The sequence below is a fragment of the Flagellimonas sp. genome, assembly GCF_965222555.1.
In the GTDB taxonomy this organism is placed as follows: domain Bacteria; phylum Bacteroidota; class Bacteroidia; order Flavobacteriales; family Flavobacteriaceae; genus Flagellimonas.
In genome coordinates, this window is record NZ_CBDCUG010000004.1 from 44,386 (window position 1) to 60,538 (window position 16,153).

A 16,153-nucleotide genomic window follows, 5' to 3' on the forward strand; every position below is an offset into this window, starting at 1 on the left:
CGTCAACTTACCAATTTCCATAAACTAAAAAGAGCCTTGCCGTTATGGTCAAGACTCTTTTACGAGAACACTATATGAAAATGAAAAAATTTACTTTCGTTATTATTACATTGTAAATGTACCACCAGTGTTCCCGTAAATGAAATTATTGTTGTGAAGCAGCGTTTTATTGTGGTTTGCTGTTCTTTTTAAGATATATCTTCGACCTATGGTACAGATTTTACGATGGCCGACAAGAAGCTATTTACGTCAAAATCAGGATCTTCGGCCAACCCAGTACGTACAACAACCAAATTTTTGGATGGAATCACGAAAACATATTGCCCTTGATAACCGTTGCAAGAAAACAAATCTTTAGGTACATCTGGATATTTGCCATTGGCGTTCAACCAAAAGTGCGCTCCGTAGGTGCCATCTGAATGTAAGGTGGGGTTGGTGATATAATCTACCCATTCAGGATGGAAGATTTGCTCCCCGTTCCATATTCCTCTGTCTAAATAAAGTTGTCCAAACCTCGCCCAATCCCGAGTGCCGGCCCAACTATAGGATGAACCAACATAATTACCGGCAATATCCGCTTCTAAAACCATGGAATACATACCAATTTTGTCAATCAAAGCAGAGTAAGGGAAATCAAGATATTCCTGATGTGAACGAAATTGTTGTCTTAAAATGCCCGACAACAAATTTGTGGTACCCGAAGAGTAGTTCCATATTTCAGTTGGTTGGGCAATGAGTTTCTTTTCCTTTTGGGGTTTGGTCATGTCAGCATCCAAAAAAAGCATTTGGGTAACATCAGAGATTTTGGAATAATCTTCATCCCATTCCAAGCCACTTTGCATACGCAACAAATGGTTTAGGGTAATGTTCTTGCGCTCATCCTTTTCCCATTCTGTGATAGGAGCGGGCCAAGACATATCCAATTTTCCTTGATGCTCCAGAATCCCGTAGCAAGTGGCCAAGACACTTTTGGTCATGGACCATCCTAGAATTGGCGTATCCTTGGTAAAACCATCAATATATTTTTCAGCAACAAGATGTCCCTTGTAAAGAACCAGCAGCGTTCGTGTTTTCTGACTCTCAGGATTCGCAAAGGCCAATGCCACTGCTTTATCCAATTGATCCATGTTAACATCCGCAGGAACAGAATCCTTAGGATTGGCTTGTCCGTATGGATAAGGGATGGTATCGCTTGACTGGTGTCGAGCCGGAGAGGGCATAGGTTTGCTCTCATCATAATCATCATTGATTAAAACCGTTCCCAGCCCTTCCCTGTAAATAGCTTTTCGGTTCATAAGACCATATACCGAAGCAGAAGCCCACTTCTTTTCGGTATTGACTTCAGTATCTGCAAGCTCAATAAGGGGTACATTGTTATCATTTTGTGCAAGAGAAGCAGCTGATCTGTTTGCCACAAAAACACCAGAGGCCATATTTTTGGATGCATAGCCAGAAATTATGGTCAATTTTGGATAATTGAGGTACACAACAACCCCGACAACCAATAACAATAAGATAAGCGCGCGTTTAAGTAATTTCATGGATTAAGATTTGTAACTTTCTGGTACTAAAATAAACAATTAGAATATGTCCAATATAGGAATGATCATTGAAGAACGGAGTAGGGACATTGGTGATTTCTTGGTGGGTCGGCTAATCCCTTTTCGAAAAAAGCGTATGATAGGCCCTTTCGTTTTTATAGACCACATGGCACCTGTGCAATTGGGTCCACACAAATATATGGATGTAGACCAGCATCCCCATATAGGTTTGTCTACCTTGACCTATTTATTTGATGGAGAAATTATGCATGAAGACAGCTTGGGTACCAAACAATTGATCAAACCAGGTTCAGTGAATTGGATGACAGCTGGAAGAGGTGTTTCCCATACCGAACGGACCCCCGACCATCTTAGAAATGGGAAGACTTTCATGGCACAGGGATACCAGATTTGGGTGGCATTGCCAAAAGATTTGGAGGATATGGAACCTCAATTTCATCATGTTGAAGCCAAAGATTTGCCTAGATGGCAGGATGGGGATACAACTTTCACTCTTGTTGCCGGTGAGGGATATGGAAAGAAATCCCCAATTCCCACATATTCCCCTTTGTTCATGGTTGAAATCAAAACCAATAGTAGTTATCATCTAAATGTCAATGGGAAACTAAAAGGTGAAATAGGAATCTGTGTGGATAAAGGAAGTATTGATGCCTGCGGAGAAATCATCAAAAAAGGAAATATTTTGGTGAGTAAAGTTGAAGATACTTGTGATATCACAGTACATCCAAATTCGCATTTATTGTTGTTTGGAGGGGAGCCTTTTCCGGAGGAAAGACATATTTATTGGAATTTTGTCTCTACAAGTAAGGAAAAAATAGCTCTGGCATTGGAAGATTGGAAAAACAAAACTTTTCCGATGATGTCCAATGATAATACTTATGTACCACTTCCAAAATCTGTTTTCAAGAATACTTAACTTTAAGAAACATCTAAAACGTGATTATCAAAAAAGCGCTTCTTTTTTTTCTGATTTTTGTTGGATGTAAAGAGGAAAATACTCTTGTGGAATCCCAATCCTTTGATTGGAGAGGACTTGAGGTGACCATTTCTGCTTATAACTCGGTTTCATGGCAAACACAAGGTGATCCCAATCTTGCGGCATGGGGAGATACCTTAAAACCGGGAATGAAGAGCATTGCTGTTTCAAGGGATTTGTTGAAAATGGGAATTGGACATAATACGATGGTTAAAATTGACACTTTTCCTGATACTTTTTATGTGAAGGACAAAATGAACAGACGTTGGAAAAACAGGGTTGACCTCTATATGGGTACAGATGTAAAAAAAGCCCGGGAATGGGGAAGAAAAAAACTGTTCATCTGTTACGCGGTACCATTGGATAGTACCGGATTAAATAATTTGAAATGAGAAAAATAATTCTTGGATTACTTTTAGGCGGATTGCTTTGGTCTTGTCAGGTACAAAGGACCATTATTGACAAACCCATTGTTTTTAATGAGGAGCGCATTGCTCTTACCAAAGAATATCTATTGCAACGTTATAATTTGGAACAGGACTCACCAGAGATAGAACCAAAAATGATTGTGTTACATTGGACGGCTCTTGGAACACTGGAAGATTCTTTTGAAGCCTTTTATGATATAAAACTTCCTAATTGGCGTAAGTATGTTAGCGGAGTAAGTGGATTGAATGTTTCAACCCAATTTTTGGTCGATAGGGACGGTACGATATACAGATTAATGCCAGAAAATTATATGGGAAGGCATGTAATTGGCCTTAACCACTGTTCCATTGGGGTTGAAAATGTGGGAGGAACTGATAATTGGCCTTTGACAAAGGAACAGTTAAAATCAAATATTTGGTTGGTTAAATATTTGGCAGAGAAATATGAGATAGATTATCTGATAGGCCATTACGAGTATACAAATTTTGAGGGACACCCACTTTGGCTGGAGGTAGATGATGGCTACCGTACGGAAAAGACCGATCCAGGAATAGATTTTATGAAAAAGGTGCGAAAAGCAACAAAAAGATTTAATTTTAAACCCGTGCCTTCAAAAAAATAATATGCGCTTTATAATTTTTCTTCTAGTGGGATGTTTTAGCTTTTATGCATATTCCCAAGAAACCATTACCAACGAGTTATATGCAACCTACGAACAGTATAAGGAACCCTCCTTACAAAAACGAAGAATCAAACATCATCAAATACAACCCTTGATTAAGAGGTTTGATGCCAATCCTAAATTTGAGGTTCAAAAAGTCGGGGAGTCCATTGAAGGACGTGACTTAAACTTAATTAGTATAGGTTCAGGCCCAATCAATATTTTTCTGTGGTCGCAAATGCATGGTAACGAACCTACTGCGACCCAGGCAATTTTTGATATCCTGAACTTTTTGGATGCTCCACAGCTCAAAAAAGAAAAAAGGGAAATCCTTTCAAAATTGAAATTACATTTTTTGCCTATGCTCAATCCAGATGGGGCAGAAGTGTACGAAAGACGTAATGCTCTGGGCATTGACATTAATAGGGATGCTCTTAGATTACAATCTCCTGAAGGAAGAACGTTGAAAAGAATTCGAGACAGTCTGGATGCGAAGTTTGGATTCAATCTGCATGATCAAAGTACATATTACAATGCAGAATTGACCGATAAGCCTGCTACTATTTCATATTTGGCCACTGCTTACAACTATGAAAAAGATATTAATGAGGTGCGCTCCAATGCCATGAAGGTAATAGTATATATGAATGACATCATTCAAAAATATGCACCTGGTCAAGTAGGACGATACAGTGATGACTTTGAGCCAAGAGCTTTTGGGGATAATATTGCCAAATGGGGAACAAGCCTTATTCTGATTGAATCTGGAGGATATACCAACGATGTTGAGAAACAAGAGATACGTAAGCTAAATTACGTTTCCATTCTTTCCGCACTTTATACCATTGCAAAGGAGAGTTATCAAGACATTCCCATTAAAGATTACGAGAAAATTCCGCAAAACGACAGAAAACTTTTCGATTTAAAAATTGAGAATGTCACTTATGAGTTATTGGGCAATGATTATATATTGGATTTGGGAATTTATCGGCAAGAAGTAGATGACGAAAACCATGATTCTTTTTACAATAAAAGTATAATTGTTGACCAAGGAGATTTGTCCACTTTTTATGGATATGAAACTTTTGATGCATCGGGTTATAGAATTATTCCGGGTAAATTGACGGACCAATCATTTGAAAGTCCAACCAAAATGAAAGACTTTAATGTAGTTGACGCGTTAAAAAATGGAACGGCTTATGTTATGGTCAATAATTTGGTTGAAAAACTATCTTTTTTCAAATTACCTATCAATTTAGTTGAAAAAACATATAGACCGGGAGAGTTTGTGCTGAGACCAGGAGTCAATCCCACTTTCTTTTTGGAAAAAGAAGGGAAATTGACCCATGCAGTTATCAATGGTTTTCTATTGGATTTATCTAAACCTTTAAATGAACAGAAGTTTGGTAATGCATTGATTTACCGTTAATAACCAAATTGTATATTCATTTCTGGACCATATCGTAACAATACAACCAACATAGTTAGCAGAGTTCCAACTATAGAGGCAAATAGGGAAAGTACCAAACCTTTATATCCATTGGACCAAGTACCTATTGCGCTATTCTGAATTATTTCTTTTACTACATCCATAACATCATTTTTTTGGGTTAAAATTTCATTGGTCCTTAGGATGCAATTAGTTGTTGTTTATACTTTAAAAACAATCATTGGTCTAAAAACCCTACCAAAAGCTGTTCCAAACCATCTATTTCATAGTGAAATTATTACCTTGAATGCTTGTAAAATCATGATAATATCAAAAATGAAAACAAGATTAACTTTAATTATTACAGCCTTGTGTCTAGTACAACTTGGTCATGCTCAGGAAACTATCAGTTTGTTTAATGGAAAGAACCTGGATGGCTGGGTGAATCATGGCGAAGAAAAATGGTTTGTGGAAAATGGTGAACTAATCTGTGAAAGTGGCCCCAAAGCAGGTTACGGATATTTGAGCACCGAGGAGTTTTATGATAATTTTGAACTTACCTTAGAATTCAAACAAGAAAATAACGGAAACAGTGGTGTTTTTATCCGTTCCACTGTAGAAGGCACAAAAGTATCTGGCTGGCAGGTAGAAGTTGCACCGCCCAACAAACATACTGGAGGGATTTATGAATCTTACGGCCGTAATTGGTTAATCAAGCCTGAGCCAGAAAAAGAAAAGGCTTTAAAAATGGGGGAGTGGAATACTATGAAAATTCTGGTTAATGGCCCAACGGTGACTACTTGGCTCAATGGAGTTAAGATGGTCCACTTGGTTGATGACATAATTGGTAAAGGAAAAGGTGCTATTGCGCTACAAATACATGATGGAGGCGGAATCCGAGTAAAATGGAGAAATATTAATCTAAAACCTATCTACCAAGATTAATATCGATAGTTAAAAAACATTGAAGGCACGTTAACGGGGTTAACGTGCCTTTTTAAGTTTATTTAATGGGTGTCACTTCAAATTTTCTAAACTCTACAGCGCCATGGTCACCTTGAACCATAAATGCTCCAGGCTCACCCTCTTTGCTGTCCAAAGCCCCTCCTGTGATTCCAGGAATCGTTTGATCCGAAATCACGGTTTTACCGTTAGCTACAATCGTGACCCTACGCCCAATTAGGGTTATGTCGTAAGTTTGCCATTCTCCTGGTTTTTTTGCCGTATTCTCATTAGGTTCTAAAAAGCCATAGATGCCACTGAAATAAATATCCGAAGGGTCATAGCCCATGTTATCTGCAATCTGCACCTCATAACGCCCCCTTAAATAAATCCCGCTATTACTTCCTTTAGGATAGCGAAACTCGACCTTTAGCTTAAAATCAGTAAACTTTTGATCGCTAATGAGATTGGCACCTCCTTTGGCATTCTTTAAAATTCCGTTGTCCACAGACCATTGACTGTTTTCCGAGTCCATGTGCCATCCATCCAAATTCTTTCCATTAAAAAGAGCTATGGGTTTATCCCACTTCGGATTGGCAGTGGCTTTTAATTTTGGTGCGCGGATACCTTCCCATGATGTAACACTTCCATCCGTATAGATCATAGTGCCCTTAAGGGCATCATCAATCAACTCCCCATGAAAAACCATATCGTTTCCTTCTGGTTCCCATTGTCTTGGGATATCAAAACTGAATTTATTTCCGTGTATTTTGACTTCTGCCACAGGTCGGGCACTGCCCATTGCAAAAACAAATCGTCCAACTAAGGTTTCATGCCCAGAATGACGCACCTCCAACCACGATGGGACTGTTTTGCCCTCAAATTCCATTTCTAAGTCCCATCTGCCTTCAAGCGGATGGAAGTTTTGGGAATATACTTGGAATGAACTTAAAAGGACTATACTGAAAATCAATACATAAGATAGCTTTCTGCCAAAAATCATGATAAAATGCATTTAGTTTGAAGGCCAAGATAACTATTTATGCAAGACTTTGGTCGATTTAATTTGTTGTAGAAAGAGCAGAAAACAACAATTTGCTACTCGCACCCTCCAGTAAAATCTTTGGCATTGAATTTTGTTTGCACCGCTCCCTGTAACCCTCCATTTGTGAGCTGAATGACAAGATTGTTTTCTCCACTTCCATCTCGCTTTGGGGTACAGTATTCAAACAAGTAGAAACTATTGGCCTGTTCTGAAACACGTTGCGAAATTTGGGTGAACGTAGCCTCCAACTCTTCCTTGTTACTTGCAAAAACACTAGCTGTTTTTCCAATGTCTTCCAATATATCGGTGTCTATTTCGCCTCCAAGTCCTATGGTAAAGAAAGAAATATTTCGCTCGGCCTGGGTTACTGCCTTAAGGGCGGCATCTTTGGTATATCTGGAAGCTTGGTCTGTCCCATCGGTAAATAAAACAATGGAAGCCGCACCAATCACATCTTGTTGATTACTCTTCAGCAATAAGTCATCTGCAATATCAACTGATTTGATTACAGCTCCATACAAATCTGTTGAGGGGTCGTTGCTAATGTCGGCGGTAATTCCATCAACGGCGGCAGTTAGTTCCGCGGTTGAAGAAGTCAAGTCATTCAAAAGGGGCAATTCATCCTCACCATCAAACCAATAAATGGCCATTTTAAAGGAATCGGTTCCTGGAGAAGGCATTACGTTATTGATAAAACTAGTTGAAGCTGCTTTTAGCTCTTCCAAACTGCTCTCCAAAACGCTATTGCTCAAATCCAACACCAACAATGTGTTATTACTGAATACTTGCGAGTTTGGGGAAATCCTAGCTAATGATTCAGAAGACGAAATGGTATTAAAGCAGTCATCATTTCTTCCTTGTTCATAAATAGTGAACTGATTGGCAGTAAGTCCAGATATTGGATTTCCAAGCATGTCGGAAACCTTAAAAAGAATGGAAACTTTCCCGGGTAGCGTGGTAAATTCATCTTGTATGGAAAGCAACAATTCGTTGTCAGCAAATCCTAGGCAGGCATCGGCCTCTTTTCCCTTTCCAAGCTCTCCATGGTTAATGTCAAAATTAACATCGTCATCTGCATTACCGCATGAAACAAGAAAGATTACAAAAAAAGATATGGATAAGTATTTGATTGCGTTTTTCATTTTCTTAAAATTGGGTTCTGCATGAAAAACGTTCAATTCTCCCGAAAATTATTTTGAATGGCGACAATAGATTTAAAGAAAAGTTAAAAAAACACGGTCGCTGTTAAAAAAGAGCCAATCAACCCAAATTTTGGTAACTTCAAGCAAACAACATCTCAATTCAAAAAACTATGCCAACGTATCAAATTAAAGTGAATGGGGAATCCAAAACAGTCGATGTGGCTTCGGATACTCCGGTTTTATGGGTGCTACGTGATCATTTAGATCTTGTAGGCACAAAATATGGTTGTGGAATAGGGCAATGTGGTGCTTGTACCGTTCATGTAGATGGTACTGCCATGCGCAGCTGTTCTTTGACCTTAGCCCAAATTGATGGAAAATCAATTACTACAATAGAAGGGCTTTCTGAAGATGGGACCCACCCAGTACAAAAAGCTTGGAAAGAAGTTGACGTGCCTCAGTGCGGTTATTGTCAGGCGGGACAGATCATGACAGCTTCGGCTTTCTTGGAAAACAATTCAAACCCTTCAGAGGAGGATGTGAAAAATGCCATGCACGGTAATATTTGCCGATGCTCTTCCTATTCCCGAATTCGTAAAGCGGTTATGATTGCTGCTGAGAATATGGATTAAAGATTCCATTGTACACCTAAAAACTAAAAAATGTCAACAAATAAATCCAAAACATTAAGTAGAAGGGCCTTTATCCGCAATTCTTCTTTAGCAGGAGGCGGTTTGGTTATCGGTTTTAACCTGTTGCAGTCCTGTAAACCTAAAGTTATTGCCGAACCAGCCATAGATTTGGCCAGTCTGGATTACAACGATTTCAATGCCTTTATAAAAATAGCGGACAATGGTGCCGTAACCATATTCTCACCAAACCCTGAGATAGGACAAGGAGTCAAAACCTCCATGCCCATGATCATAGCTGAAGAACTGGATGTGGCCTGGAAGGATGTTTACGTGGAGCAAGGTATATTGGATACAGAGAATTACCAACGCCAGGTTGCAGGGGGCAGTCAATCCATTAGATTTGGATGGGATGCATTACGACAGACCGGTGCCAAGGCAAAGCATATGTTGGTCAGTGCCGCTGCCGCACGATGGGGGGTGGACCCGTCAGAATGCACTGTGAATGAGGGAGTAATAACGAATGCAGCTGGAGAAACTTTAAGTTACGGAGATGTAGTCAACGAGGCTGCTTTATTGGAAGTTCCAGAGGAAGTACCGTTGAAAGAACCTAAAGATTACAAAATTATGGGCAAGGATGCTTCCAATGTTGACATCGATAAGATTGTGACAGGAAAGCCCTTGTTTGGCCTTGATTATAAAGCAGACGGAATGGTTTACGCCTCCGTACTGCGTCCGCCTTCGTTTGGACAGAAGTTGGTTTCCTTTGATGATACTGAGGCCCGTGCCATACCAGGTGTTATAGATGTGGTTACTATCGGTGAAAAAGTAAGGGGGCTATTGGCCGAGGATCCAAGTTTTGGAAGTAAAATTTCCTCTAGTGATAAAGTTGCGGTCATTGCTGAATCCACCTGGCAGGCGATGAAAGGCAAGGAGGCCATCAAAGCGGTTTGGGAAGAAGATTCCAAAGTTGAAAGTACGGAAGAACATGATAAAATTTTGAACGATTTGTTGGATGGCAATAAGTTCGAAACTATGCGTTCCGATGGAAACGTTAAAAAGGCTTTTGCTGAAGCAGATGAGATTCTGGAACGTACCTACGAATCTCCTTTTTTACCACACAATTGCATGGAACCTATGAATTTCTTTGCAAATGTGACAGATGAAAAGGTGCATTTGGTTGGTCCAATCCAAACTCCAGCCTGGAAAGCAGGATTGGTATCCAAGATGTTGGGAAGGGAAGAAACGGATATTCATCTAGAAATGACCCGAATGGGTGGCGGTTTTGGTAGAAGGCTGTATGGTGACTTTGTGATTGAAGCTGCCGAACTTTCGGATAAGATCAGAAAGCCAGTGAAAGTTGTCTACTCTAGAGAGGATGATATGGAAGATGGTATCTATAGAATGGCCATTAAATACAGAATCAAGGCTGGTGTTAAAGATGGAAAGATAACGGCATATCATCTGAAAGAAGCCGCTGTCAATTCGAATATGTATGGATTGATTCCTAATTTCTTTCCGGCTGGCGCTATCGAAAACTATCAAGTAGATGCAGCCAATTACGAAAGCAACATCACCACAGGTGCGTGGAGAGCACCATATACCAACTTTCTGGCCTATGCGGAGCAAAGCTTTTTTGATGAATTGGCAGAATTAATGGACGTAGATAAGATTCAATTACGATTGGATTTGCTGGATAATGTTAAGCCTGAAGAAGATGAGCGAATCCAGTATTCTCCTGAGCGTATGAAGGAAGTCATCAAGACAGCGGTTGAAAAATCAGGGTGGGGAACTAAATCCAAAGATGTTTACCAAGGCTTTGTAAATTACTATTGCCATAACACCCATGTAGCTGAAGTTGCAGATGTTGAAATTGAAAATGGAGAGCCTGTGGTCAAAAAGATTACCTGTGTTGTGGATTGCGGAATTGTAGTCAATCCTATGGGTGCATTGAATCAAATTGAAGGTGGAGTTATCGACGGAGTAGGACATTCCATGTATGGAGAGTTGCAATTTAAGGATGGTAGACCCACGGCAAACAATTTTGACCAATACCGTCTGATTCGGATGAAAGAAGCACCGATTGTGGAAACCCATTTTATACAGAATGAGCTTTCGCCAACAGGTTTGGGAGAACCAACACTGCCACCAGCTGGAGGAGCCATTGCCAATGCTTTTAAAGCAGCAACCGGAAACAGACTGTACAAACAACCATTCACCAAAACACCTGAATTATTAAAAGTACCTGAAAAGGAAATTATTGGTTGATTTTATGACGATACTATTGTTTGGGATTACAAAGGACATTGTGGGAAGCTCCACTTTGTCCGTCCCCACTTCGAGTGCCACTGGCCGCAAAATTCCAAGAACAGTAAAAGAATTAAAACAGTTTTTGGGGGAAACCTACCCAGAACTCAATAAACTTTCCTCATTGGCCGTAGCTGTGAACAACAACTACGCCGATGATGGGGAGGCCATTAATTCTTATGATGAAATTGCACTTATTCCCCCTGTAAGTGGGGGATAATAGGTGTAGAAGTAGTATCTTTCGAGTACTTTCATGATAGCGTATGTTGGTCGATAATCACAATAGAAAAATAAACTACCTAAGGCTCGCAGTTACAGATAGATGTAACCTCAGGTGCAACTATTGCATGCCGTCTGAGGGAATTGAATTTGTTAAGAGCAACAAGCTCCTTTCCATAGACGAGCTCTCCCAAATCAGTGAAATTTTGGTTGGACAAGGAATCGATAAAATCCGCATTACAGGAGGGGAACCCTTTGTTCGTAAGGATTTGATGGTTTTACTAAAGAAACTGAGTGCTCTTGAGGGGCTCAACGATATTTCGGTGACCACCAACGCAACCTTGATAGGGCCCTATATTGATGAATTGAAAGCGTTAGGTATTCAAAATGTCAATGTGAGTTTGGATGCTATCAACAGGGAGACCTTTGAGCGTATCACCAGACGTAATCAATTTGATACTGTGCACAATAACCTTATTCGGTTGATAACCGAGGGATTCAATGTAAGAATCAACTTTATAGTGCTTGAGGGCCAAAATGAACAGGACATTATTCCTATTTTAGAGCTGATGAAACATTATAACGTTTCCGTGCGGTTCCTGGAGGAAATGCCCTTTAATGGAGGAACCAAAAATTTTACCGGAATTAAATGGGACTATAAGACAATTCTAGAGCATATTTCAAAAACATACCCAAATTTTGAAAAACTGCAATCTCCGCCAACTTCAACATCTATCAACTATAAAATAGATGGGCATAAAGGCACTTTTGGTCTTATTCCTTCCTTCAGCAGAACCTTTTGTGGAAGTTGTAATAGACTACGAATTACCGCTACTGGTGATGTGATTACCTGTTTATATGGAAAACCCAAAGCCAACCTTAGAGAAATTGTCCGTGGTGAAAATGAAGTCGAAGAAGTTAAAAAAGCAATTTTAAAAGCTGTGGGAAGTCGCGCAAAAACAGGATTTCAGGCGCAAGAAGAACATTCCAAAACCATCTTTGAGAATTCAATGACTTCCATTGGGGGTTGATAAATCAAGAAAAAGAAAATGAAGAACGATATCCCAAAATTATATGGATTGGTATTGGCTGGTGGCAAAAGTACCCGTATGGGTTCGGACAAAGGATTGATTAAATATCATTCCATTCCCCAGCAGGAGCATCTTTATAATTTATTGAATGAAGTTTGTGATACCGTGTATCTAAGCGTGCGTCAGGAACAGGAAGGTAATTTGGTGGATGAATTTAACGTCATAGTTGACCAAAACGAATATAGGGGGCCTTTCAATGGAATTTTGAGTGCCTATAAAACACATCCCAATGTGGCTTGGCTGGTTTTGGCCTGTGATCTTCCTTTGATAGATTTATCCTCATTAAAAGAATTGGTCAAAAATAGAGATCCTGAAAAATTGGCGACTTCGTTTGCAACAAAAAAGTCGGGATTACCTGAACCCTTGATTACGATATGGGAACCAACGGGCCTTACAAAGGCAATTTCGCATTTGGAATCGACCGATAGTAGTTGTCCGCGTAAGTTTTTGATCAACGCTGACACTTCCTTGGTGCACCCAGAACAGGATGAAGTTTTGTACAATGCCAATTCACTTGAAGACTATGAGTTTGTGAAATCTAAAATTGCACTTTCCAATTAAAACTTTTGATCCTTGAAATAGTGAAATACAGGGTAAATTAAACCAACGCATTTTAATTGGTAAAATGAGAATTTAAAAACATTCCAATAGCTGTGAACTACTTAGGTATAGGACAAACCAACTTAGCTTTTTACCCTATTTTAGATGTGATGAACAAAACGTTGGCCCTATGTCCATAGCCTCAGGCGATTTTATCTTGTTACTTTTTTCTTTTTTTGTTGTAGCAGCACTGTATTCTGCTGTGGGTTTTGGAGGGGGGTCAAGTTACTTGGCCATTTTGGCATTGGTCATTACCAGTTTTTTGACCATTCGGAGTACGGCATTGCTTTGCAATTTAATTGTTGTTCTTGGGAGTTGCATTCTGTTCTATAAAAACGGACATCTGCATTTTAGAAAATTCTTGCCCTTCATCGTCACAAGTATCCCACTGGCTTTCTTGGGAGCTTCCTTCCGACTTGAAGAGCAGATTTTTTTTGTCATCCTTGCTCTGGCACTTGTTGTTTCTGCCATTGCTTTAATCTATCAGACCATAGCACTTAAATCAAGTTACAAATTGAGAAAGTATCCAACCTATCTTTCCTATTTCCTTGGAGGGGCAATTGGGTTGTTATCCGGTTTAGTTGGAATTGGCGGAGGTATTTTTTTGGCTCCGGTGCTCAATCATATGAAATGGGATAAGCCAATAGTTATTGCAGCTTTAGCTAGCTTCTTTATTTTGGTCAACTCGGTTTCAGGATTGGGAGGCTTGGTTTGGAGTGACTCATTTCAGATTTTCTGGCCAGAAATTATTGGATTATTATTGGCTGTCTTTTTGGGAGGGCAATTGGGCGTTAGAATAAGTTTGGGAAAACTTTCCGCCAAGCGTATACGTTTGCTTACAGCTATCCTGGTACTATTTGTTGGACTAAGAGTACTCATTAAAAATGGATTACAACTAACATTATTTTCATGATTTCATTTGAAACGGCCGTGCAAAAGGTTCTCGCGAATACGCAAGATTATGGTAGTGAATTGGTTTCTTTACAGTCATCTGCTGGACGAATTCTTGCTGAAATAATTGTAGCGGATAGAAGCTTTCCTCCCTTTGATAGGGCAACCAAAGATGGTATTGCTATAAAATACAATCCCAATATTGATGGGAAAACATCATTCAAAGTAACCGGTATTGCACAAGCTGGTAGTCCACAATTGACCCTGGAAGATGAATCATCATGTATTGAGGTAATGACTGGGGCGGTAGTTCCCAAAAATGCAGATACAGTTATAATGTACGAGCATACGCAAAGGGAAGGTGATAATATCAACATCAATAAGCCCATTAAAAAAGGACAGAATATCCATTACAAAGCCAGTGATACCAATAAAGGGGAAGCGTTACTCCAAGCAGGTACAGTTATTACTCCTGCCGAAATTGGGATTCTGGCCACAGTTGGAAAATCAGAAGTGTTGGTAAAAAAGCTACCGAAAATAGTTGTCATTGCAACGGGCAACGAGTTGGTGGGAGTTGACCAGAGACCACTTCCACATCAAATCAGAAAATCGAACACCTATACCTTAAGTGCACTTTTGAAAAATGAATCTATAGCGGCAAACATGTTTCATTTGAAAGATGAACCCAACATTTTAAAAAGTAGACTTGATGAATTGTTAAAAGAGTATGATGTGCTATTGCTTAGTGGTGGGGTTTCCAAGGGGAAGTTTGATTTTTTGCCTTCAACCTTCGATGATTTGGGAGTAAAAAAGATTTTCCATAAAGTGCTACAACGTCCAGGAAAACCCTTTTGGTTTGGGAACCATGAATCCCACAAAACAGTGATTTTTTCCTTTCCAGGGAATCCTGTTTCCACCTTTGTGAACTATCATGTCCATTTTCTGCCTTGGCTTAACAAAACTTTGGGAGTTAAGACACCACAATTTGCCGTATTTTTAAATGAACCTATAGAAAATAAGACTGACTTGACCCGTTTTGTAGGGGTCGTGATCAGCATTATAGGCGGAAAGTTGATTGCTCAAAAGATTCCTACAACAGGTTCAGGAGATTTACTAGGCTTGGCTAAAGCGGACGGATTTATTAAGCTAAATCCTTTTGAATCTGTAGAAACCGATAGCTTGGTTTCGTTTGTTCCGACTAAAAGGATTGTTTAAAAATATGACCCACGAACTAAAAACCATTGTCCAGCATTATGAGAAAAGGCAGCCCTTGGGAGAACAAGCTGTTTTGGCAACAGTGGTGGCTTTGGAGGGCTCATCATACAGGCGCCCGGGTGTGCGAATGCTGATCTTTGAAAATGGTGATATAGTTGGAGCCGTAAGTGGTGGATGTGTAGAGAAAGAGGTTTTAAGACAGGCCCAATCCGTTTTTAGGAGTGGCACATCAAGGATCATGGTTTATGATGGTAGATATCGCTTGGGCTGTGAAGGTATTCTGTATATCTTGCTCGAAGTTTTTGAACCGGACAAAGCATTTTTATCTGCATTTTGGAATACTGTTCAAAATAGATATCCATTTAAGATCAAATCCCATTATGAGAAAAAACAAGGAGATAGCCCGGACTATTTTACTTGTTTTCATTTTGGTGAAATGTCCTTCCCTATAAACCAGCATGGGAAAAATGTTGAAAAGGAATTTCTTGATTTTGAGCAGGAAATGCACCCTTGTTTTCAACTTGTTATTATTGGAGCGGAGCACGATGCAGTTCAACTTTGCAAGTATGCTTCCCTTACAGGTTGGGAGGTTACCATTGTGGCTAATCCTAGAGAAGAGAAAACGGCAAAGGATTTTCCAGGAATTCATAAACTGATACATTCGGAAGCTGAAACTTTTCATTTGGCTCTTGATGAACAAACTGCGGTAGTAGTCATGACCCATAGTTTTGCGAAAGACTTGCAGTTTCTTATTGCTCTTAGAGAAGAAAAAGGGGCATACATTGGGCTTCTGGGCCCGATTAAGCGACGTGAAAAATTGTTTGATGAGCTTTTGGAACGATATCCGGACATTTCCGAAGAATTTATTGAACAAATCCATGGGCCTGCTGGTATAGATATAGGGGCAGAAACACCGCAAGAAATCGCAATATCTGTTTTAGGCGAAATCCTTTCCGTTGTAAATGACAAGGAACCTCAGTTGCTCAAACATAAAATAGGGAAAATCCACGGTTAA

The 16,153-nt window shown here is 39.7% G+C and carries 17 protein-coding genes; 13 read left to right on the plus strand and 4 right to left on the minus strand.

All coding sequences use genetic code 11. The annotated features are described in order from the left end of the window. Positions 1-206 precede the first annotated feature (206 nt). The gene (locus tag ACOQO1_RS04670) at positions 207-1,541 is read right to left on the minus strand and encodes a serine hydrolase domain-containing protein (RefSeq protein ID WP_420601698.1); all 1,335 of its coding nucleotides are present in this window, start codon (positions 1,539-1,541) and stop codon (positions 207-209) included. A gap of 46 nt (positions 1,542-1,587) precedes the next feature. Between ACOQO1_RS04670 and ACOQO1_RS04675 the strand changes: the two genes are divergently transcribed. The 4 genes from ACOQO1_RS04675 to ACOQO1_RS04690 are packed head-to-tail and all read left to right on the plus strand — an operon-like array spanning position 1,588 to position 5,057. Continuing rightward, entirely contained in the window at positions 1,588-2,478 is an 891-nt protein-coding gene (locus ACOQO1_RS04675; RefSeq protein WP_420601699.1) for a pirin family protein, read from the plus strand. 20 nt (positions 2,479-2,498) lie between these two features. Continuing rightward, positions 2,499-2,930 carry a 3D domain-containing protein gene (locus tag ACOQO1_RS04680; RefSeq protein ID WP_420601700.1) on the plus strand — a complete coding sequence of 144 codons (432 nt, stop codon included), beginning with the start codon at positions 2,499-2,501 and terminating at the stop codon, positions 2,928-2,930. Further along, positions 2,927-3,589 (plus strand): peptidoglycan recognition family protein, encoded by a 663-nt coding sequence (locus ACOQO1_RS04685; RefSeq protein ID WP_420601701.1) that lies wholly within the window; start codon positions 2,927-2,929, stop codon positions 3,587-3,589. Before ACOQO1_RS04680 ends, ACOQO1_RS04685 begins: the two co-directional genes overlap by 4 nt. A 1-nt stretch (position 3,590) precedes the next feature. Then, complete coding sequence (locus ACOQO1_RS04690) at positions 3,591-5,057, plus strand: M14 family zinc carboxypeptidase (protein WP_420601702.1); 1,467 nt, start codon at positions 3,591-3,593, stop codon at positions 5,055-5,057. On the opposite strand, the gene ACOQO1_RS04695 is transcribed toward ACOQO1_RS04690, so the two are convergent. Beyond that, positions 5,054-5,221: a hypothetical protein gene (locus ACOQO1_RS04695; RefSeq protein ID WP_420601703.1), complete on the minus strand. Its 168-nt coding sequence runs from the start codon at positions 5,219-5,221 to the stop codon at positions 5,054-5,056. The two genes, ACOQO1_RS04690 and ACOQO1_RS04695, sit on opposite strands and share 4 nt — an antisense overlap. 40 nt (positions 5,222-5,261) lie before the next feature. Between ACOQO1_RS04695 and ACOQO1_RS04700 the strand changes: the two genes are divergently transcribed. Further along, positions 5,262-6,002: a 3-keto-disaccharide hydrolase gene (locus ACOQO1_RS04700; RefSeq protein ID WP_420601704.1), complete on the plus strand. Its 741-nt coding sequence runs from the start codon at positions 5,262-5,264 to the stop codon at positions 6,000-6,002. 58 nt (positions 6,003-6,060) lie between these two features. On the opposite strand, the gene ACOQO1_RS04705 is transcribed toward ACOQO1_RS04700, so the two are convergent. Together ACOQO1_RS04705 and ACOQO1_RS04710 are read right to left on the minus strand one after the other, a co-directional pair. After that, positions 6,061-7,002, minus strand: coding sequence for a 3-keto-disaccharide hydrolase (locus tag ACOQO1_RS04705; protein WP_420601705.1), 942 nt, complete (start codon positions 7,000-7,002; stop codon positions 6,061-6,063). A 95-nt stretch (positions 7,003-7,097) separates the two neighbouring features. Then, complete coding sequence (locus ACOQO1_RS04710; protein WP_420601706.1) at positions 7,098-8,186, minus strand: vWA domain-containing protein; 1,089 nt, start codon at positions 8,184-8,186, stop codon at positions 7,098-7,100. A gap of 170 nt (positions 8,187-8,356) precedes the next feature. Here ACOQO1_RS04710 and ACOQO1_RS04715 point away from each other — a divergent pair, with 170 nt between their 5' ends. The 8 genes from ACOQO1_RS04715 to ACOQO1_RS04750 all read left to right on the plus strand — a co-directional run bounded on the left by ACOQO1_RS04715 (position 8,357) and on the right by ACOQO1_RS04750 (position 16,153). Then, complete coding sequence (locus ACOQO1_RS04715; protein WP_420601707.1) at positions 8,357-8,818, plus strand: (2Fe-2S)-binding protein; 462 nt, start codon at positions 8,357-8,359, stop codon at positions 8,816-8,818. A 30-nt stretch (positions 8,819-8,848) separates the two neighbouring features. Further along, entirely contained in the window at positions 8,849-11,083 is a 2,235-nt protein-coding gene (locus ACOQO1_RS04720; protein ID WP_420601708.1) for a molybdopterin cofactor-binding domain-containing protein, read from the plus strand. Positions 11,084-11,087: 4 nt separating this feature from the next. Further along, positions 11,088-11,342, plus strand: coding sequence for a MoaD/ThiS family protein (locus tag ACOQO1_RS04725; RefSeq protein ID WP_420601709.1), 255 nt, complete (start codon positions 11,088-11,090; stop codon positions 11,340-11,342). A gap of 43 nt (positions 11,343-11,385) precedes the next feature. Next, complete coding sequence (gene moaA, locus ACOQO1_RS04730; RefSeq protein ID WP_420601710.1) at positions 11,386-12,372, plus strand: GTP 3',8-cyclase MoaA; 987 nt, start codon at positions 11,386-11,388, stop codon at positions 12,370-12,372. Positions 12,373-12,390: 18 nt separating this feature from the next. Continuing rightward, positions 12,391-12,993 carry an NTP transferase domain-containing protein gene (locus ACOQO1_RS04735; protein ID WP_420601711.1) on the plus strand — a complete coding sequence of 201 codons (603 nt, stop codon included), beginning with the start codon at positions 12,391-12,393 and terminating at the stop codon, positions 12,991-12,993. Between the two features lie 169 nt (positions 12,994-13,162). Further along, complete coding sequence (locus ACOQO1_RS04740; protein WP_420601712.1) at positions 13,163-13,945, plus strand: sulfite exporter TauE/SafE family protein; 783 nt, start codon at positions 13,163-13,165, stop codon at positions 13,943-13,945. Continuing rightward, positions 13,942-15,138, plus strand: a complete 1,197-nt coding sequence (locus ACOQO1_RS04745; protein ID WP_420601713.1) for a molybdopterin molybdotransferase MoeA — start codon at positions 13,942-13,944, stop codon at positions 15,136-15,138. The genes ACOQO1_RS04740 and ACOQO1_RS04745 overlap by 4 nt, the downstream gene beginning before the upstream one ends. Positions 15,139-15,142: 4 nt before the next feature. Then, positions 15,143-16,153: an XdhC family protein gene (locus ACOQO1_RS04750; protein ID WP_420601714.1), complete on the plus strand. Its 1,011-nt coding sequence runs from the start codon at positions 15,143-15,145 to the stop codon at positions 16,151-16,153.